This is a genomic window from Streptomyces sp. NPDC002588 (assembly GCF_040295925.1).
In the GTDB taxonomy this organism is placed as follows: Bacteria; Actinomycetota; Actinomycetes; order Streptomycetales; family Streptomycetaceae; genus Streptomyces.
The window spans coordinates 210,034-229,295 of the sequence record NZ_JBEOWF010000001.1 but is presented as its reverse complement, the minus strand read 5'-3'; the positions used below and the strand labels follow the sequence as shown (position 1 = coordinate 229,295).

Genomic DNA, 19,262 nt, shown 5'->3' with positions numbered 1-19,262 from the left:
CGGTTCGCTGACGTCGTGTCACAGGCGCGTGACAGCGGAGTCCTGGATGTGAGACGCGACGAACCAACCGGGTCCGAGTGATCATCATCATGATCGTAAGAACGCGGTAAACGAGCACAACCACCCAGTGCCCCGCGTCCGTTGCCCTGGAAGGGAACCCCGCCATGAACCGTCGTCTGCGCAACGCCCTCGCCGTCACCGCCGTCCTCGGCGCGAGCCTGCTGATGACCGCGTGCAAGGGCGACATCACGGCGTCGGCGTCGGACGAAGGGTCCTCCGGGGCGTCCGCCTCCGCGAGCGCCTCGGGCGCCTCCGGCCAGTCGACCCCGACCGCGTCCACCGGCAGCACGGGCAGCAGCGGTTCGAGCACCTCGGGCGGTTCCGGTTCCGGCTCCTCAGACTCGGACGACAGCGACACGGGCTGGGACAAGACCGGCGTCGGCCAGTCCTGCGGTTCCAACGACCTCGACTGGAGCTACAACCTCGAGACCCAGGGCGGCGGTTACTACCTGATCAAGGTCAAGGCGAAGTCCGGCATCACCTGCACCCTGCCCCAGTCCCACCCGGTCGTGGCCTTCGGCTCCGACGGCACGGAGGCCTCGGCCGCCGAGCGGTACAGCGACGACCAGATCACCTTGAGCGGCACCACCACCGCCTACGCCGGTGTGGTCACCAAGCCCACCAACACCAACGACGCCCCGCAGTACGACGGCCTCATCGTCTCGGTCTCCGACGACGACGACAACCCGCTGACCCTGGACACCGGCTCGAACGAGGTCGAAGCGCCGATGGTCAGCAACTGGCACACCAAGGCCGCGGACGTCGTCGGCCCCCTCCTCTGAGTCGCCCCGTGCCGTCACTCCCCGGCCCTGCGGCGTACCGGGGATGCCGGTAATGAGCGAAGTCGAGTGGACGCTGCTGTGGATCGAGAACACTGCCAGCCAGCTGACCGAGGGCCGGTCGTAGGTAAGCCGGTGGGGGCGAGCAGTGCTCTGGCCTGCCGTGGTCGGGCTCGTGGTCAGGGCGAGGCTCAGGGCGTGTCGCCGGAGTAGTAGAAGCGGCAGCTCACACCCGCGCCGGGCGTGCGGGGTTCACCGGGGCGCGGGTCGTACAGGGCGCGGCCCCCGGGGAACCGCCCGAGCTCGGTGGCCAGGGCAACCCCGTCGTCGACTTCCACGGTCCGCCATCCGTGGATGTCCAGCAGCAGGCCGTCCAGCGGTCCGCCGACCAGTTCGGCGTAGGTCCGGTGCGGGAGCGGGCCAGGGTTGAGGGCGTCGTGGTCCGCGCCGTAGAACGTGGCCGTTCACCAGCTGCTCGTCTCCGTTCATCCGTCCAGCCGTGCTGGGTCAGCTGCGCCGGCGTCGTGGTCGCCGCGGTGATCCGCCAGTTCGGGCGGGCGCGGTGGTGGAAGGCGGCCTCCCTGGTTGCCGGGGCCGCGCTGCACCAGGGTCCGGAACGCGAAAAGGGCCCGGGTTTCACCGCCGTCGCGGTGAAACCCGGGCCGGGGGTAGGGGGTCTTGTGGCTCCGGTTTCGGGCGCAGGATGCTGGCGCCGGCACTCCCAGAGCTTAGGGAGAAGCGGCCATGGGGGGAGCATGGACCCGATCGAGCGGCGTATACACGTACGTGAGCGCGAGGTTGGGCCACAACTCATCCGCGAGTATCTGGCGCGCCGGGCAGCGGAGGACTACGCGGATGCCGGACGATCGGCTATCAGGACCGTGTGGGCTGGAAGCTCTATTGCGCGGATTTCGGCCCGGACGAGAAGTGCATATGGCTCACGTCTCGCGGCGAGCTGCTAAAGCGCGACCTTGCGATGCCCGAGGTAGGCAACTGGTACTACTACTGGGCCTTCGTGCAGTGGATGGACATCCCGGAACGCCGACGCAAGTCCTTGATCAAGGCACTGACCAAGGACATCACCGTAACCAACTTGACCGACCCATGGGTTTGAGTGGCGGTCGGCACGCTCAGGGGTCGACCACAGCGGATTAGGCGTGGAGGGCACGTCCTCCTACGGAGCCGGCTTCACCCGCGCCGCCCGCACGGCGGGCCTGCAGGTCATCGAGGTCAACCGGCCCGACCGGGCCGAACGCCGCCGCATCGGCAAGTCCGACCCCATCGACGCCTACGCCGCCGCCCGCGCCGCCCTGTCAGGACGGGCCTCCAGTGCCCCCAAGGACGACACCGTCGCCGGCATACGCGCTCTGCACAACGCCGCCCGCTCCGCCGTCAAGGCCCGCACCGCAGCCCTGAACCAGATCGGCCACCTCCTCATCACCGCCCCCGAGGCCATCCGCGCCGCATACGGCCGGCTCAAAGGAACGGACCGCACCCGACACCCTGGCCCGCCACCATCTCCACCCTCGAACGCGGGATCCGCCGAGATCAGGTTGCTGCTCTGAGCCAAACATGCGCGGCTGGCTCAGTGGCTGAGATTTCTAGAACCGTGGCTTCACCAGCATCAGCGAGCACTGCCCGCACTCCAGTAATGCGGACTGCACAGGTTTCGAGTTCGGCGCATGATACTGAGCCCTGACGCCCGGAACGTCCTTGAAGGCCTCCTGTTCCGCGCGCGGCTCAGCCCCGCGGCACCGCCGACTGCCGGATCACGAGCTGCGTGCTCAGTACCACATGGTCGTCCCCGGAGACCCGTTCCTCCCGCTCCAGCGCCAGCCGTACGGCGGTCCGGCCCAGGTCCTCGTAGGGGACGCGGACGGTGGTCAGGGCCGGTGTCAGATCGGCGGCGAACGGCACGTCGTCGTAGCCGATCACCGAGACGTCGTCGGGCACGCCGAGGCCGAACTCGCGCAGCGCGGCCAGCGCCCCGAGGGCCACCATGTCGGTGCCCGCGAAGACGGCCGTGAACTCCACCCCGGCGCGCAGGGCGTTCCGGGTGCGCAGATAGCCCGAGGTGCGGGTGTACGGACCGGGCACGTCCAGTTCCTTCTCGTACGGCACCCCGTGCGCGCGCATCGCGTCCTGGTGGCCGGTCCGGCGCTCCTGGGCGGTGCTGAGGGTCGGTTCGCCGCCGAGGAAGAGGACGCGCCGGTGCCCGGCGGCCATCAGATGGGTGGCGGCCTGGAAGGCACCGCCGCGGTTGTCGTACTCGATCACCGTGGCCGGCAGGCCCCCGGGCAGCGGCGGGCGGCCGACCAGAACCAGCCGGGACCCCGCCGAGGCCAGGCCCTTCGCGTATCCGGCCATGCGCGCGTGGTAGGCGTCGTCGATGTCCGCGCCGCCGACGAGCACCACCGCGGCCGCGTGCTGCTCCCGCATCAGCTGGACGAGGTCGTCCTCGCGGGCCGGGTCCCCGTGGGTGGCGCAGACCAGGCTGAGCCGCCCGCGGGCCGCCGCCTCCTGCTCGACCCCGGCGGCCACATGGGCGAGGGAGGGGCCGGTGATGTCGCGGATGACCAGCGCGACGGGGCCGGGGACGCCGCCCGACAGCGCCTTGGCGTGCACGTTCACCACGTAGTGCAGTGCCTCGACGGCGGCCGTCACCCGGGCCCGGGTCGCCTCGGAGACCGGGTAGTTGCCGGCCAGGGTCCGCGAGACGGTGGCCACCGACACGCCGGCCCTGGCGGCGACGTCGCGGATGGTGCTGGGCTTGTCCTGGCCGGCGGTGCCGCGGCGGCGCTTTCCGCCGCCCGTGGGACGTCGGCCCGCACTGTCTGCGGTTGCGTGATCCGTCACGGCCCGACGTTACTGCATCGGGGTCGGCACCAGGGGTGCCGAGACGGGAAAGCGCCTTACCGGAAGCCAGAAAACGTTTCCTGCCGCCCTCGCCCCCATCACCCCGGCGCGCCGCGCCACCGCCCGGCCGGGTGGACGCGGCTGGACAGCCCTCAGAGGCTCGTCGCCGGATACGTCGGGTATTCCACCCCGGTGACGTGCTGGACGACGCGGACGACCTGGCAGGAGTATCCGAACTCGTTGTCGTACCAGAGGTAGAGGATGGCGTTGTCGCCGTCGACCTTGGTGGCGCCGGCGTCGATGATCGAGGCGTGGCGTGAGCCGATGAAGTCCATCGAGACCGCGTCGGGCGCCGTGGTGAAGTCGATCTGGCGCCTCAGCGGCGAGGTCAGCGAGACCTCGCGGAGGTGGTCGAGGACCTCCTCGCGGGTGGTCTCGCGGCCGAGCCGCAGGCTGAGGATCGCGATCGAGACGTCCGGCACCGGGACCCGGATGGAACTGCCGGTGATCGGCGCCTTGAGGTCGGGCAGCGCCTTGGCGACTGCGGAGGCCGCGCCGGTCTCGGTGATGACCATGTTCAGCGGCGCCGAGCGGCCACGGCGGTCGGCCTTGTGGTAGTTGTCCAGCAGGTTCTGGTCGTTGGTGAAGGAGTGGACGGTCTCCACGTGGCCGCGGAGCACGCCGTACTCGTCGGCCATCGCCTTCAGCGGCGGGACGATCGCGTTGGTGGTGCAGGAGGCGCAGGACAGGATCCGCTCGTCCGGCTTGACGGTGTCGTGGTTGACGCCGTGGACGATGTTCGGGACGTCGCCCTTGCCCGGCGCGGTGAGGACGACCTTGTCGATACCGGGCCGCAGGTGCTTCGACAGGCCCTCGCGGTCGCGCCACTTGCCGGTGTTGTCGATCAGGACGGCGTTGCGGATGCCGTACGCGGTGTAGTCGACCTCGGTCGGGTCGTCGGCGTAGATCACCGTGATCTCGTTGCCGTTGGCGATGATCCGGTTGTTCGCCTCGTCGACCGTGATCGTGCCCTGGAACTGGCCGTGGACGGAGTCGCGGCGCAGCAGCGAGGCGCGCTTGACGATGTCCTCGGCGGCCCGCTCGCCGCCGCCGCGCACCACGATGGCGCGCAGCCGCAGACCGTTGCCGGAGCCGGACTTCTCGATGAGCAGGCGGGCCACCAGCCGGCCGATGCGGCCGAAGCCGTACAGGACGACGTCGCGCGGCTCGCGGCGGTCGATCTTGTTCGCGCCCGTGGCGCCGGCGACGGCCTCGGCGGTGAACTCCAGCACCGACAGACCGCGGTCGTCGGCCCGGTGGGCCTCGGCGAGGATGCCGATGTCGATCTGCGAGGGGCCGAGGTCGAGGGTGGTGAGGGCCTCGAGGAACGGCAGGGTCTCGGTGACCGAGAGTTCCTCGCCCGCGATCTGCCGGGCGAACCGGTGGGTCTTGAGGATGCTGACCACCGACCTGTTCACCAGGGAGCGGCTGTGCAGCAGGATCGTCACGTCCCGCTCGCGGTGCAGCTTCCCGATCATCGGGATCATCGACTCCGCGATCTCCTCGCGGTTCTTCCAGTTGGTGAACGAGTCGTCGTTGAGCGTCACGGGCCTATCTTTCGAGCTAGGTGGCGCTCAGATGCTAACCCGATGGTCATTTGATCATTCAAGCGGGGGTCCGCTCAGGTGTGCAGGGGGCCGGAACGGACGCCTCGGCGGGGGAGGGCGGAGGCGTCCGCCCCGGTCTCCGGTCGGGGGAGGGCGGGGCTGTGGGGTCAGGCCTCCTCGGGCGCCCGCTGCCGGCGCGGGACGGCCAGGGCGCACAGCGCGCCGGCGAAGACCACCGCGACACCGATCCACACCGCCGGGTGCAGGCCGTCGACGAACTGCTGCGGGCTCTCGGTGCTGCCGTACGCCACGAACACCGTGCTCAGCACGGCGATCCCGAGCGCGCCGCCGATCTCGCGGACCGTGGTGTTGGCGCCGGACGCCTTGCCCGCGTGTTCCCTGGCGACCGAGCCGAGCACGACCGCGGCCGTCGGTGCGAACACGAAGCCCATGCCGGTACCGGCCACGATCATGGGCCCGACCAGGGACGAGTACGCCGTGTCGACGTCGGCGGCCAGGTTGATCCAGCCCAGGCCGACGCCCTGCAGGAAGAGCCCGAGTGCCATCAGCCGGCCGCCGCCGACCTTGTCGGTGAGCAGGCCGGCGACGGGGGCGACGAACATCGGCATCAGGGTCCAGGCGAGAGTGCGCACCCCCGCCTCCAGTGGGGTGCGCGCAGGCACGATCTGGAGGAACTGGGCGAGCAGGAACAGTGAGCCGAAGACGCCGAAGTACATCGTCGCGGACACGATGTTGGTGAGGGTGAAGGAGCGCACCTTGTAGAAGGACAGCGGCAGCATCGGCTCGGACACCCGGGCCTCCCAGGCGACGAACACCGCCAGCAGTACCGTGCCCGCCGCGAACGCGCCCAGCACCTTGCCCGAGGTCCAGCCGTCCGCCTCGCCGTGCACGATCGCCCAGACCACCGCGCACAGACCGGTCGCCGCCAGCGCCATGCCGACCAGGTCCAGCCGGACGCCGGGCAGCGAGCTCTCGCGGAGCGCGAACAGCACCAGCGGGATGGCGATCACACACACCGGCACGTTGATCCAGAAGATCCACCGCCAGTCCAGGCCGTCCAGGACGGCGCCGCCGACCACGGGGCCCATCGCCACGGCCAGACCGCTCACGCCGGACCACACGCCGAGCGCCATGCCGCGCAGCCGCTCGGGCACCGCCTGCGAGAGCAGGGTCAGGGACAGCGGCATCACGGCGGCCGCGCCGAAGCCCTGGACGGCACGGAAGGTGATCAGCTGGGTGCTGGTGTCGGCGAGGCCGCAGCCGATCGAGGCCAGCGTGAACAGGGCGATCCCGAGCACGAACACCAGTCGCCGCCCGAACCGGTCGCCGAGCGCGGCCCCGGTCATCAGCAGACAGGCGAAGCTCAGGACGTACGCGTTGACGAACCACTGCAGTTCCTGCGTGTTCGCCTTCAGGTCGACGGCCAGCGTGTGCAGGGCCGTGGAGACGACGAGGTTGTCGAGCGCGACCATGAACATGGGCACGCTCGCCGCGACGATCGCCGGCCAGAGGGGTGCCCGGCGGCCCTCGGTGGACGGGGTGGAGGCGGCCGCCCCGTCGAGGACGGGGTTCTCTTCGGACAGCGTCATGGTGAGGGTCTCTCTCGGGTGAGGGGTGTCAGGCACCGGCGCGTTCCTGCTCCGCGAGGCGCCGCCGGGTGTCCTCCCGGTCGATCGGCAGGTCCGCCGCGGGGACCTGCCAGAAGGTGAAGGTGCGCTCGAGGGGCTGGGCGATCAGCGAGGCGCCGTACGCGCCCGGCGCGCCGGACACCTGCTTCCACGCGAGCAGGGACTTCAGGAAGACACGTGGCACGTCGTCGAGCGAGCGGACCTCGAACCGGGACGCCATGGCGAACGCGTCGGTGTCGGATGCGGGGGTGCTGACAGTGGTCCAGCGCAGGGTGGGCATGGCTGCGGCCTTCTCTCCGAAGACACGGGGAAATATTGGATACCTCTACTATCTATGTTAGACAGTAGAGGTATCCAGTTTTCAAGTGCGGGGCCGAACGAAGTCGGAGCGGAACCGAATGCGCATCTCCGAGTTGAGCCGCCGCAGCGGCGTCTCCGTGACGACGATCAAGTACTACCTCCGCGAGGGCCTGCTCCCGCCCGGCCGCCAGACGGCCGCCACCCAGGCCGAGTACGACGACCAGCATCTGCGCCGGCTCCGCCTGATTCGCGCCCTGACCGGCGTACGGGGCCTGTCCGTCAGCACCACCCGTGAGGTGCTGGACGCCCTCGCCGAGCACACCGGCGACACCCACCGACTGCTGGGTCTCGCCCTGGGCTCGGTCCGGGTGGGGGACCAGCCCGCCGAGGACGCCCCTGAGTCGGCCGAAGTCGACGCCCTCGTCGAGGAGTTGGGCTGGGACGTGCATGAGAAGGCGCCCGCCCGCACCACCCTCGCCGAGACCCTGCGCTCACTGCGCGCCCTGGGTGTCCCGCTCGACTGGCGGACCCTCCTGCCGTACGCGCACCTCGCCGAGCGCACCGCGGTCCTCGATCTCGACCAGCTCAAGGGGCTCGAAGACCCGTTGGAGACCGCCGAACGCGCCCTGCTGCTGACCGTCCTCCTGGAACCCGCGCTGATGGCCCTGCGGCGCATGGCCCAGGAGAACGAGTCGGCACACCGCCACACGACCTGACGGCCGAACCCCACAGAAATGACGGTGCCTCACCGAGGTCCGCCACGAGGGCCGCACCGCCGTCCACGGCACTCTCGCGCCCGACGGCGTCGGCGGGTGGTACCGCCGCTCGCCGCTCACGTCGACGCCAGTGCCTCCGTAGGAGGAAGGCGTGCCGCGCGGACCGAGGGATAGACGCCGGCCGCCATGCCGATCAGCACCGCGCCGAGGCATCCGCCCGCGACCGAGAGCAGGGGGATCACCGTCGGCCAGCCCTGGTAGGCCGCGTAGCCGATGTCGGCCAGGACGCCGAACAGGGTTCCGGCGACGGCGCCGAGCAGCGACAGTCCCACGGACTCCGTGAGGAACTGGACGCGTATCTGACCGCGGGTCGCGCCCAGCGCCCGGCGGAGCCCGATGTCCTTTCGGCGCTCCAGGACCGAGATGACCATGGTGTTCGCCACGCCGATTCCACCGACCAGCAGGGCGACACCGGCCAGGCCGAGGAAGAGGGAGGAGAAGGTGTTCTGCGTGGCGCGCTTGGCCGCCAGGGCGTCGGACGGGCGGCTGACCTGGACCTGACCGGGCTGCTCCGGGAACACGGTGGCGGGAAGTACGCTCCGTACGTCCTCCAGATAGGTCTCCCGTGCCTTGACGTAGATCACCGTGGGGTTTCCCTCGAAGCGCAGTGTCTTCTTGGCGGCCGGCCATCCCGTCAGCACGGCGTTGTCGAGGTCGTTGGCCAGCGGTATCGAGTGCAGGATGCCGATCACGGTGAACCACGACTTGTTGATCTGTATCTGTGGAGCCGGGTCGTTCTCGGGGATTTCCCCGATGCCGAGTTGGCCGGCGGCCCGGTAGCCCAGTACGGCCGTGGGGAACTGTTCGTCGGCGGCGCTGAAGAACCTTCCCGAGAACACCTTTCCGCCCACCACGCTCAGCAGATCGCGTCGTGCCGCGAGCACGCTGAGTCCCGCACCGGAGAAGTCGTCGTCACCGATGAGGTCGGAACGCCGGACCTCGGCATGGGTGTTGGCCACCGCGCTCACCTCGGTGACCGGTTTGATGCGACGCACCATGTCGACCGATTCCTCGGGCAGCAGAACGGGCTCGTTCTGTCCCGAATACGGCTGCACCCGCAGCATGTTGGACCCCAGCGCCGATATCTCGTCCATCAGCGCCCGCTGGCTGGAGGCCGGGATCCCGGTCACCACCACCATCGTGGCGACGCCGATCGAGATACCGAGCGCCGACAGCGCGGCGCGCAGCTTCCGGGTGCGCAGGCCGAGGAGTCCCAGGCCCAACAGGTCGAGAAAGGCGAGACGTACCGGCTTGATCCTCTCTTCGGCACGCCGGCGAGAGCGTCGCAGCGCGGCGCGTGACGGCTTGGCGGGGGCGCTCATGACGGGCTCTCGATCAGTGCGGTGTCCGCGACCAGGCGGCCGTCACGCATGCTGACCCTGCGTGGCAGCTGGTTGGCGATGTCACGGTCGTGGGTGATGATCGCGATCGTGGTGCCCGCCGCGTTGAGTTCGGTCAACAGGGCGAGCGCCGCGACGCCGTTGGCGGTGTCGAGTGCGCCGGTCGGCTCGTCGGCGAGGACCAGAGCCGGCTCATGGACGACCGCGCGGGCTATCGCGACCCGCTGGCGCTCTCCTCCGGAAAGCTGCCCTGGCAGGTGGTCGGCCCGGCGGGCGAGCCCGACCCGGGCCAGGGCCTCCTCGGCCAGCTTCTTGCGGTGCTTCCTGGGCACACCGGCGTACAGCAGGCCGGTCGCCACGTTCTCAGCGGCGGTGAGTCCGTCCGTCAGATGGAAGTGCTGGAAGACGAAACCCAGGCGCCGCCCCCGCAGGGCGGACAGTTGACGGTCGGACAGCTCCGCCACGTCCTGCCCCTCGATGACCACGCTGCCGCTGGTGGGCGAGGCCAGTGTGCCCATGATGTTGAGCAGCGTGGACTTGCCGGAGCCGGAAGGGCCGACGATGGCCAGCAGTTCGCCCTGCGCGACGGTCAGGGAGACCCGGTCGAGGGCTCTCACCGCGGGGGGATAGGTCACGCTCGCCTCGTGCACGCTGATGACCTGGGTCATGCCGTGGTCTCCACCTTCATGCCCTCGCTGACGCCCTGGCCGCTGATCTCGACCAGCCCCTTGGCGAACATGCCCGTGTCGACCGGGACGAGCCTGCCGCCGGAGAGCCGGACCGCGTACCCTCCCTCGCGCAGGGCGAGCAGGGCGCCGACCGGGACGGCGAGTACGCCCTTCTTCGACTCTCCCTGGAACTGGGCCTGTACGGGAGCGGAGTCGATGCCCTTGACGGCCTGCGGGTCGTCCAGCGACACGGTGACGTTGGTCTTGGTCTGCCCCGTGTCGCCGGCGGCATCCTGGCTTGCCTGCACGACGGAGCCGATCGCGGAGACCCGGCCCGTGGCGGTGGACCGGTCGGGCAGCACCACGGTGACCTGTTGGCCCGACTTGATGGACCCCATGTCGAGCGACCCCACCGGCACGGTCACGGACTTGGTGGTGGAGGTCACCGTCATCAGGTCCCTCGACGCGTCGTCCCCCGGCTGGGCGAGGACGTCCGAGACCCGCACCGCCGACTTCGTCACGACCACGTCGGAGACGTCGAGGATGCCGGTCTGGTCCATGCCCACGGCCTTCTGCCAGCGCTTGATCGCGGACATCAGGGACGTGGTGAGCACACCGTCACCCTCCCTGACCGTGGACTGCGACGGACTCGGGCTCGCCGGCTGTTCCTGTGGCGCATCGGTTGCCTGGCCGCTTCCGCCGTCCGGCGGCGAGGACTGGCCGGCCGGGGGTGTGGTCTCCCCCTGCCCAGGGGCCGTTGTCGTGGGTGCGGGGTCGCCCGCGGGGGTCTGCTGCCGGACGACCGCGCCCGGCGCCGGCTGTACACCGATGTCGTAGCCGAGAGCCTTGAGGTTGTCGGCGACGACCCGTATGTCACGTCCGACGCTGCCGGGGGTGTCGAGCCTGCGATACAGCGGTGTGCTGCCGTAGAAGACCACGGCGGGACGCTCGTCGACGCGGTACAGCTGCCCGCCGCGCTTGACCGTCGCACCCCGGTTCGCAAGCCAGGTGATCCGTCCTTCGCCGGCACTGCGGATCGTGCGCGGGGAGTCATAGCCGAGCGTGCCGTCCATCTCTCTGCTGCCCGACAGATCCGTCCTGACCACGGCGATCTGTTTGACCTTCGGGCCGGACTCGGGTTCGGAGCCGTTCCCGCCCCGGCCGGCCCACAGCAGACCGGCGCCCGTTCCTCCTGCCAGCAGCACGGCGACGAGGGCGAGATACAGGGCCTTCTTCTTCCGGCGGCCCGCCCTCGGCTCACGGGGGTCCGTCCCTTCCTGGACCGTCACCCGCAGGGCCATGGTGTCCCCGGAGTCGCGCTCACTTACCACTGAACGCCTCTATCATGCATTCCTTGTCGATCTGGTCCTCGTTCCTGGGCTGAGTCGCACCGGCCTTGTAGTTCCAGCCGCCTCCGTCAGGAAGGGGGTTCACCTTGAGCCCTCTTCGGTTGTCGCACTCGATCCACTTGGTGTAATCGTCCATGTAGTCGGGGTTTGTCTTCGGGTCCAGCTCCGGGGGCGGCAGCGGCCTCTTGCCGTGACATGCCTTTTCCGCGTCGGGACGCTCTTTGGCCACGTCTATACCGGGGAACCACAATGTTCCGGGGGCGGCTTCCGGCATTTTGTTCCCCGGCCCCGAAATGGGCACTCCGTGATCCTTGAGGCAGCGCAGGTAGCCCTGGAACATGCGTATTTGCTCGACTTCTGTGGTGTCCAGCCGAATCTGGGGAGCGCCGGACTCGGAATCGTCGGCCGCCGGACTCTTCGTCGCCGTGCTCTTTCCACCTCCGTCGGACTCCGCGACGGAGACGACCCCGTCGTCCTTGCCCTCGGCGTCTCCCCCTGAGGAGCAGCCGGTGATCAGTGTCACCGCCAGCACGGCGCAGGGGACAAAGAGGTTCTTCTTGTTTCGCATGCCGGGAAGCGTGCCAAGGCTTTGTCAGAAAGATGTCAACCCTTCCCTCCCGCCGAACCCTTCACGCGATTGTCAAGAAGTTGTCAGAGAATTGAGCCGAGAGTTCCGTCGTTCACTCCGCGCTCCGCAGGTTTATCATCGGGCCATGTCCGCATACGTACTGGTGGCCGAAGACGACGAAAAGCAGGCAGAACTGATCCGTCGTTACCTGGTGCACGACGGCCATGCCGTAACCGTGGTGCACGACGGTCCGACAGCCCTCGATGCAGCCACCCGGCGGCCACCCGACCTGCTCGTTCTCGACTGGATGCTGCCCGGTCTCGACGGGCTGGAGATATGCCGACGTATACGGGCCACGGGCGATATGCCCATTCTGATGCTCACCGCTCGCTCCACAGAGGACGATCTGCTCCTCGGCCTGGACATCGGGGCGGACGACTACATGACCAAGCCGTTCAGGCCGCGCGAACTGGTGGCCCGCATCAGGACCCTGCTGCGGCGCACCCGGCACCAGGAGCAAACGGAGGAAGTGCTGCTCAAGGCCGGACCGCTGACCCTGGCCCCGGACCGGCACGAGGTGTCCGTCAACGGCCGTCCGGTGAACTGCACTCCCGGCGAATTCCGCCTGCTCAGCACGTTGGCGGCCGCACCCGAGCGGGTCTTCACCCGGGCTCAGCTGCTGCACTGCATCACCGACCACGGCCGAGTGGTCACCGAACGCACCGTGGACATGCACATAGTGAACCTGCGGAAGAAGATCGAGACCTCGCCGCGCAGACCGGAGTTCCTGCTGACCGTCCACGGCATCGGCTACAAACTGTCCCGAGGCCGCCGTGACGTCTGAAGTCCCGCTCCGCAACAGCCTGCTGTTCCGGCTGCTGGTCACCTCCGTGCTGATCTCCCTGGTGTCCATCGGGGCCACGGCCTGGCTGACGGTACGCGGCACCACCGTCGCCATCGAGCAGGAGCGGGGCCAGGTCCTCGCGGACGACGCCACCATCCAGGAGCAGCTGGAGGGCTTCGCCGCGACGCACCGAGACTGGGACGGTGTCGAGCGCACCGTCCTCGATCTCTCCCGGTCGACGGGGCGCACCATCATCCTGACCACGCGGGCGCGCCGGGTCATCGCCGCGTCGCAGCGGTCGGCCGCGCAACGGCTGCCCCTCAACGAGAGCGCGGTGATCGATCCGCTGCACCTCGCTCCGTCCAAGGATCAGGGTGTCGGCGAGACGGAGCAGGCCTCCCGCATCGACCCACGCGCCGTCGGCCCCTACCGCCTGCCCGCCGAGGAGCGGGCGAAGCTGCGAAGGGTCGCCCGCGACGAGGCCAAGTGCATCTACGACCAGACGCGAATACGCCCGTACGTCGTCGAGGAGGCCAGCGGCAGACCCGCCCTGCGCACGGCCACCAACCCGGTGGACTTCATCCCGGTCTGCGCGACCAAGCTTCTGCTGGTACCCACCCCGACCGAGGCCACGGCCCTCGCCGAACTCGCCGGACTCGTCCGTGACTGCGCCGAGCGCAACCACGTACGCCTGCCCGACCCGCTGACCATCACCGTGGACTTCCGGGTGGAGGGCGACGACTCCGCGGAGGGTTCCGCCGCTGTCGACGACTGTGTGGAGGAAGGCCGGCGGGAGCAGTTGGCGGCGTATGTCGCCCCCGCTGCCCTCCTGTTCGTCACCAGCCCGCCCCGCACGGCCACCGCCGCCTTCGACCTGTCACCGGCCGGTACCCTCCGGATCCTGGCCACCACCGGTCTGGTCCTGGCCGCGACCATCGCCGTGACCGCCGTCATCGCGATCAGGCTGGTACGTCCGCTGCGCGCGCTGACCAACGCGGCCCGCGCCCCCTCTGGCCGGCACCTCCGTATCCCCGTCACCGCCAAGGACGAGACCGGATATCTGGCCGCCGCCCTCAACGACCTGTCGGAACGCCGCGAACGCACAGACGAGCAGCGCCGGGTCATGGTCAGCGACATCGCCCACGAACTGCGCACGCCCCTCACCAACATCCGCGGCTGGCTGGACGCGGCACAGGACGGCCTGGCAGAGCCCGACTCGGCGCTCCTCGCCTCGCTCCAGGAGGAGGCGGGCCTGCTCCAGCACATCGTGGACGACCTCCAGGTGCTCGCCGCCGCCGACGCCGGCACCCTGCGTCTGCGTCCACAGGAGCTCGACCTCCGGGAGCTGATCGAGCAGACCATCGGCGCGCACCGGGCGACCGCACACGCCGGCGGTGTCGAGACCGCCGTCCATGCCCCGGACGGCCTCTTGATCCACGCCGACCCGGTCCGCCTCCGCCAGGTCCTGGGCAACCTTCTGTCCAACGCGATACGCCACACCCCGCCGGACGGCCGCGTCACCCTCAGCGCCCGCCGTGTGGCAGGCGCCGTCGCCATCGAGGTGAAGGACACGGGCAGCGGCATCCGTGAGGAGGACCTGCCCCGGGTCTTCGACCGCTTCTGGCGGGCCGAACAGTCCCGCAGCAGGCGGACCGGAGGCAGCGGGCTGGGGCTGTCCATCGTCAGACAGCTGGTGCGGGCACACGGCGGAGATGTCTCCGTGGTCAGCCGGCCGCACGTGGAGACGGTGTTCCTGGTGCGGTTGCCGTGCTGATCCGCGCGTCATGGTCCTGGCGGCTGCCCCGCGGCCGGCAGACCGGCGACCGGCTCGGCGGCCCCGAGCGCGGATCCGCGCCGTGGACGGTCCGAGTGGCCCTGGCCAGGGGCGGGGCCCGTGGCGACGACGACAGACCCCTACGATGGACCGATGGCGTCGATCAAGAAGGTCCAGGTCACCTTCGACTGCGCAGAACCTGAGCGCGTGGCTCGTTTCTGGTGCGAGGTGCTGGGATACGTCGTACCGCCGCCACCGGAGGGGTTTGCCGCTTGGGGCGATTTCGATCGCACACTGCCGCCGGAGCGTCAGGGCTCGGCGTTCGCCTGCATCGATCCCTCGGGTGTCGGCCCGCGACTGTTCTTCCAGCGCGTTCCCGAAGGCAAGATCGTCAAGAATCGGCTGCATCTTGATGTACGGGTCGGCACCGGGCTCGTGGGCGAAGAGCGCGTGGCCGCGCTCGAGGCCGAGTGCGCACGCCTGGTCGCGCTGGGCGCGACACGGGTGCGGCTACTGGTCGCCGATGGATTCAACGAGTCGTGTCTCCGCATGCAGGACATCGAGGGCAACGAGTTCTGTCTCGACTGAGTGGGGTGCGCCGCTTTCGTGGGCCCGCCGCCCCGGACGCAGGGGAAACGCCGAGGCAGGTGGGGATTGATCCTCGCCCGACCGGGTACGCGAGGCCGGACCCCGCCTGGAGGGAAGGATTCCGGAGCGGGCCGCCTGCGACCGCGACGAGGAGACCCGTCATGGAGACACCCGCCCACGACCGCAACGCCAACCCCGCCCGGTGGGCGCTGGACGCGCTGGCCCTGGACACCGAGGACACCGCGGCACTGGACACGCTCGCGCACTGCGACGTGCTCGTGCCGGTGCCCGACGACGCCACCGACGAGGACGTGACCGACCCCGCCACCGTGGCGCTGCCGGTCCTGGAGAACCCCGGCGGCGCGCCCGTCGTGCCCGTGTTCACCTCCGAACCGGAGATGGCCGGACTGCTGCCGGGCGTCGACCGCTACCGTCTGGTGCCCCTCGGCGCGCTCGCCGCCCAGTGGCCGACCGGAGAACTGTCGCTGGCCATCGACGCGGCCGGCGACCACCCGCTCACGCTCACCTCGGAAGGTGTCCGCACCCTGCTGGCCCGCTGAACGAGCACGTCACAGGCCTTTGCCGGGATTGAGGATCCCGCGGGGATCGAACGCGTCCTTCAGCCTGCGCTGGAGCGCGTGCGCCGCGGGTCCCAGTTCCTCGGCGACCCACTGCCGCTTGAGCACGCCCACCCCGTGCTCACCGGTGAGTGTGCCGCCCAGCCGCAGGGCCAGCGCGAAGATCTCCCCGGCCGCCTCCCAGACGGCGTCGGGCAGTCCGTCCTGCGCCGGATCCACCACGACGATCGGATGCAGGTTGCCGTCCGCTGCGTGTGCGATCGTGAACACGGGCACGTCGTGGCGGGCGGAGATCGCCCGGATCCCCGCGGCGGCCTCCGCCAGCCGGGAGCGGGGCACCGCGATGTCCTCTATCAGCGGCCGCCCCAGCCGCTCCAGGGCGGGCAGTGCGAGCCGCCGGGCCGCGAGCAGCGTCTCCGCCTCCGCGGGATCCTCCGTCGTCTCCAGGCGCGCGGCCGTCGGCGCCAGCAGGGCGGCGACCGCCGCCGCCTCCACGGCCGCCCCGGCCCCGTCGCACTGCACGATCAGCAACGCCGCACCCCGGGCCCGCAGCGCCGGGTCCACGGCCTCCAGCACCGGCCCGTCGACCAGCTCGGCCAGCGCGGGCACGACCCCCGCGCGCCCGATCGCGTACGAGGCCTCGGCGGCCGCCTCGAAGGTGGCGAAGTACGCGGCGACCGTGGCCGTCGCCACCGGCACGGGCCGCAGCCGCAGCGTCGCCGAGGTGATCACCGCGAGCGTCCCCTCGGAACCGGTGAGCAGCGCCGTCAGGTCGTATCCGGTGACTCCCTTCACGGTACGGCGGCCCGTGCGCACCACCGTGCCGTCGGCGAGAACGGCCTCCAGACCGAGGACGCTGTCCCGGGTCACCCCGTATTTCGCGCACCGCAGACCGCCCGCGTTGGTCGCGATGTTCCCGCCGATCGTCGACCAGGCGGCACTCGCCGGGTCGGGCGCGTAGCGCAGCCCGTGCGCGGCGGCCGCCCGGTCCAGGTCGGCGGTGACGACACCGGGGCCGACCACGGCGAGCTGGTCCTCGGCGGACAGCTCGTGGATCCGGTCCATCCGGGACAGGTCCAGGACCAGCGTGCCCTCGCCGGCCGTCGCCCCGCCCGACAGACCGGTGCCCGCGCCCCGGGGCACCACCGGGACACGCAGGGCGTGCGCGTGCCGGAGCGTGACCGTCACCTCCTCCGTGCGCCGGGCGTGCACCACCGCGAGCGGCAGCCCCTCGGGGGGCGTGCCCGAGCGGTCGGCGGCGTGCGCGGCCAGCACGCGCGGGTCGGTGGCCAGCCGGTCGGGCGGCAGGTCCCGGGCGAGGAGGCCGAGGAGGCGGGCGGTGGTGGGGAGTACGAGGGTCACAGCGCCGGCGCCTTCGTCTCGGGGACCTCGGCCGGGTCGTCCGCCGTGAGGGCCTTCGTGCCGATCGCGAGCAGGGAGACGTCCTCCTGGGGCGCGTGCACGGGCGCGCACTGGATGTCGCGCCAGTGCCGCTCCAGCGCCTGGCCGCGGGCCAGGCCCGGATTGCCCAGCAGCCGTACGGCCAGCTCCACGGCCCGCACCCCGTGCCGGTCGGCCAGCACACGCGCGCCGAGCGCCTGCTCCGGCGTGTACGAGGCATCCCGTGCGTCGATGCGCCCCGCCCCGCCGAACACCAGCTGCTCCGCGCCCGCGAGCAGCACCTCGATCTCCCCGGCCGTCCGCCGGAACCGTTCCGTACGGGCCACGGCATGACCGAGGTTGGCGGGCACGCGCGTGTGGGCGAAGGCGTGGAAGGCCGACTGCGCCGCCCGTGCCACGCCCAGGTACAGCGCGGCGAGCGGCAGATGCAGGGAGGCGCCCGCCCGGTTGTCCTGTTCGGCGGCGGGACCGTACGGCCCGAGTCCGATCACATGCTCGTACGGCACCTCCACCGCGGAGAAGGTCACGTCGTGACTGCCGCTCGCGCGCAGGCCCAGCTGGTCCCAGCGGCCGGTGACCTCGACGCCGGGGGAGCCGCCGGGCACCAGGAACGTGCCGACGCGGGGCTCGGGTTCGTCGGTGGTGGCCCACACCAGGAACCAGTCCAGTCCGTCCGCGCCGGTCACGAAACGTTTCGTGCCGCTGAGCGCCCAGCCGTCCGCGGTGCGCCGGGCGCGGGTCGCGGGCAGCCCGCCACGGGCGGGGGAGCCGAGTTCGGGCTCCACACGCGCGTGGTTGATCAGAACGGGCCGGGCGAAGGACTCCTTCACCACGCGCGCGTACAGCTCCGCCGGCCAGTGCGGCTGCGCCGCCTGACGGGCGTGGGTGGCCAGGGTCATCGCCGTGATGAGCGCGACGGAGGGGTCGAGCCGGCCCAGCCGGTGCAGGATCCGCGCCGACTCCTCGACCCCGGCGCCCCGGCCGCCGTACTGCTCGCCGATGGTCGGGGTGAGCAGTCCCGCCTCGTGCGCGAGGCGGAGCGACTCCTCGGGGAAGGCGCCCGAGCGGTCGTACCCGGCGGCCAGTCCGGCGATCCGGGCGGTCACGGTGTGGGCGGTCACAGGGCTTTCCTCAGGTCGGCGTCGAGGGTGTTCGTCCAGAACGACTTCACGTCGAGCCGGGACTTCAGCGCCCCGAGTTCGGTGAAGGCGTCCGCGACCCGCTGCTGCGAGGCGGCTGCCGCGTCGGTGACCGGCTGGGCCTTCGTCGGCCGCTGCTTCTGCTGCGCGACGAGATCCGACTCGGCCTGGGCGAGCGGCTGGTGGGTGTTCCGGGCGATCACTTTCGCGAACTCCGTCTCGTGTCCGGCACGGACGTACGCGTACGCCTTCGTGATCCGGGCGATGAGATCCGCCGCGGCCGCCTTCCGCGCATCGCTCTTCAGGACGCTGTCCCTGGCGGACCACAGGAAGTTGCCCGACAGGATGTCCGCACCCGAGCCGATCGTCGTCGCGCCCTGCTGGTGGGCGGTGATGACCGAGGTGCCGTAGGAGGCGAAGGCGTCGATGGAACCGCCGCCCAGGGCGGCCAGCCCGTCGTTGGGCAGGAGCGGCTTCGCGTCGATGTCGGACCACTTCAGACCCGCCCGCTTCAGCAACTCGTAGAGGAAGTAGTGGGCGGTGGTGTTCTGGACGTAGCCGACCTTCCTGCCCTTCAGGCCGGCGATGCCGGTGATCTTCGAGCCCTTCGGGACGACCACCTCCTGGTTGAGGGTGGCGGCCCGCTGCACGGCGACCACCTTGAAGTTCGGCCTGCCGTCGGCGGCCGCGAAGACGGGCGGGATCTCGCTGGAGGAGGCCAGGTCGAGCGCCCCGGCACGGACGGCCTGGAGCTGCTGGTCGCCTCCCTGGAACACGCTCCACTTCACGGTGTAAGGGGTGTCGTCGAGGTGGGCGAACTTCAGCACCGCCTCCTCGACCTTCCACCCGGTGGCACCGACGTGCAGGGTGACATCGGCCGGGGAGTCGGCCTGCGCGTCGCCGCCGCAGGCCGCCGCGAACGGCAGGAGCAGGGCGAGCACGGCGGCGGACGTGCGCAGGGAACGGCGGAACAACACGGGATCTCC

The 19,262-nt window shown here is 70.7% G+C and carries 18 protein-coding genes and 2 pseudogenes; 8 read left to right on the top strand and 12 right to left on the bottom strand.

The window, feature by feature from the left end; genetic code table 11:
• Positions 1-164: 164 nt before the first annotated feature.
• Complete coding sequence (locus tag ABT057_RS01070) at positions 165-842, top strand: DUF4232 domain-containing protein (RefSeq protein ID WP_352340130.1); 678 nt, start codon at positions 165-167, stop codon at positions 840-842.
• A 188-nt stretch (positions 843-1,030) separates the two neighbouring features.
• On the opposite strand, the pseudogene ABT057_RS01065 reads toward ABT057_RS01070, so the two are convergent.
• A pseudogene (locus tag ABT057_RS01065) lies at positions 1,031-1,328 on the bottom strand (hypothetical protein).
• A 394-nt stretch (positions 1,329-1,722) separates the two neighbouring features.
• Between ABT057_RS01065 and ABT057_RS01060 the strand changes: the two are divergent.
• Both ABT057_RS01060 and ABT057_RS01055 read left to right on the top strand, forming a co-directional pair.
• Complete coding sequence (locus ABT057_RS01060; RefSeq protein WP_352340128.1) at positions 1,723-1,953, top strand: hypothetical protein; 231 nt, start codon at positions 1,723-1,725, stop codon at positions 1,951-1,953.
• Positions 1,954-1,990: 37 nt separating this feature from the next.
• A pseudogene (locus ABT057_RS01055) lies at positions 1,991-2,404 on the top strand (IS110 family transposase); the annotation flags it as partial.
• Positions 2,405-2,579: 175 nt separating this feature from the next.
• On the opposite strand, the gene ABT057_RS01050 reads toward ABT057_RS01055, so the two are convergent.
• The 4 genes from ABT057_RS01050 to ABT057_RS01035 all read right to left on the bottom strand — a co-directional run bounded on the left by ABT057_RS01050 (position 2,580) and on the right by ABT057_RS01035 (position 7,231).
• Complete coding sequence (locus ABT057_RS01050; RefSeq protein ID WP_352340584.1) at positions 2,580-3,572, bottom strand: LacI family DNA-binding transcriptional regulator; 993 nt, start codon at positions 3,570-3,572, stop codon at positions 2,580-2,582.
• A 275-nt stretch (positions 3,573-3,847) separates the two neighbouring features.
• A complete protein-coding gene (locus tag ABT057_RS01045) occupies positions 3,848-5,302 on the bottom strand; it encodes a glyceraldehyde-3-phosphate dehydrogenase (protein WP_352340126.1) in 1,455 nt (484 codons plus the stop codon).
• Between the two features lie 167 nt (positions 5,303-5,469).
• Positions 5,470-6,912, bottom strand: a complete 1,443-nt coding sequence (locus ABT057_RS01040; RefSeq protein ID WP_352340125.1) for an MFS transporter — start codon at positions 6,910-6,912, stop codon at positions 5,470-5,472.
• A gap of 28 nt (positions 6,913-6,940) precedes the next feature.
• On the bottom strand, positions 6,941-7,231 hold the full coding sequence (locus ABT057_RS01035) for a DUF3291 domain-containing protein (RefSeq protein WP_352340123.1): 291 nt from the start codon (positions 7,229-7,231) through the stop codon (positions 6,941-6,943).
• Between the two features lie 118 nt (positions 7,232-7,349).
• Between ABT057_RS01035 and ABT057_RS01030 the strand changes: the two genes are divergently transcribed.
• Entirely contained in the window at positions 7,350-7,967 is a 618-nt protein-coding gene (locus tag ABT057_RS01030) for a MerR family transcriptional regulator (RefSeq protein ID WP_352340121.1), read from the top strand.
• Positions 7,968-8,083: 116 nt separating this feature from the next.
• Here ABT057_RS01030 and ABT057_RS01025 read toward each other — a convergent pair whose 3' ends face one another.
• Genes ABT057_RS01025 through ABT057_RS01010 form a run of 4 tightly spaced genes read right to left on the bottom strand, consistent with a single transcriptional unit; the run spans position 8,084 to position 11,952 of the window.
• Positions 8,084-9,349 carry an ABC transporter permease gene (locus tag ABT057_RS01025; RefSeq protein WP_352340119.1) on the bottom strand — a complete coding sequence of 422 codons (1,266 nt, stop codon included), beginning with the start codon at positions 9,347-9,349 and terminating at the stop codon, positions 8,084-8,086.
• Complete coding sequence (locus ABT057_RS01020; protein WP_352340117.1) at positions 9,346-10,035, bottom strand: ABC transporter ATP-binding protein; 690 nt, start codon at positions 10,033-10,035, stop codon at positions 9,346-9,348. The genes ABT057_RS01025 and ABT057_RS01020 overlap by 4 nt, the downstream gene beginning before the upstream one ends.
• A complete protein-coding gene (locus ABT057_RS01015; protein WP_352340115.1) occupies positions 10,032-11,366 on the bottom strand; it encodes a peptidoglycan-binding protein in 1,335 nt (444 codons plus the stop codon). Before ABT057_RS01015 ends, ABT057_RS01020 begins: the two co-directional genes overlap by 4 nt.
• Complete coding sequence (locus ABT057_RS01010; RefSeq protein ID WP_352340113.1) at positions 11,356-11,952, bottom strand: hypothetical protein; 597 nt, start codon at positions 11,950-11,952, stop codon at positions 11,356-11,358. Before ABT057_RS01010 ends, ABT057_RS01015 begins: the two co-directional genes overlap by 11 nt.
• A gap of 145 nt (positions 11,953-12,097) precedes the next feature.
• Between ABT057_RS01010 and ABT057_RS01005 the strand changes: the two genes are divergently transcribed.
• The 4 genes from ABT057_RS01005 to ABT057_RS00990 all read left to right on the top strand — a co-directional run bounded on the left by ABT057_RS01005 (position 12,098) and on the right by ABT057_RS00990 (position 15,718).
• On the top strand, positions 12,098-12,796 hold the full coding sequence (locus ABT057_RS01005; protein ID WP_352340111.1) for a response regulator transcription factor: 699 nt from the start codon (positions 12,098-12,100) through the stop codon (positions 12,794-12,796).
• Entirely contained in the window at positions 12,786-14,570 is a 1,785-nt protein-coding gene (locus ABT057_RS01000) for a sensor histidine kinase (RefSeq protein WP_352340109.1), read from the top strand. Before ABT057_RS01005 ends, ABT057_RS01000 begins: the two co-directional genes overlap by 11 nt.
• Positions 14,571-14,723: 153 nt before the next feature.
• Complete coding sequence (locus ABT057_RS00995) at positions 14,724-15,158, top strand: VOC family protein (protein WP_352340107.1); 435 nt, start codon at positions 14,724-14,726, stop codon at positions 15,156-15,158.
• Between the two features lie 161 nt (positions 15,159-15,319).
• Entirely contained in the window at positions 15,320-15,718 is a 399-nt protein-coding gene (locus ABT057_RS00990) for an SseB family protein (RefSeq protein ID WP_352340105.1), read from the top strand.
• A gap of 9 nt (positions 15,719-15,727) precedes the next feature.
• On the opposite strand, the gene ABT057_RS00985 is transcribed toward ABT057_RS00990, so the two are convergent.
• Genes ABT057_RS00985 through ABT057_RS00975 form a run of 3 tightly spaced genes read right to left on the bottom strand, consistent with a single transcriptional unit; the run spans position 15,728 to position 19,253 of the window.
• The gene (locus tag ABT057_RS00985; RefSeq protein WP_352340103.1) at positions 15,728-17,098 is read right to left on the bottom strand and encodes an FAD-binding oxidoreductase; all 1,371 of its coding nucleotides are present in this window, start codon (positions 17,096-17,098) and stop codon (positions 15,728-15,730) included.
• Positions 17,095-18,258: an acyl-CoA dehydrogenase family protein gene (locus tag ABT057_RS00980; RefSeq protein WP_352340101.1), complete on the bottom strand. Its 1,164-nt coding sequence runs from the start codon at positions 18,256-18,258 to the stop codon at positions 17,095-17,097. The genes ABT057_RS00985 and ABT057_RS00980 overlap by 4 nt, the downstream gene beginning before the upstream one ends.
• A complete protein-coding gene (locus ABT057_RS00975; protein ID WP_352340100.1) occupies positions 18,255-19,253 on the bottom strand; it encodes an ABC transporter substrate-binding protein in 999 nt (332 codons plus the stop codon). Before ABT057_RS00975 ends, ABT057_RS00980 begins: the two co-directional genes overlap by 4 nt.
• Between the last annotated feature and the right edge of the window lie 9 nt (positions 19,254-19,262).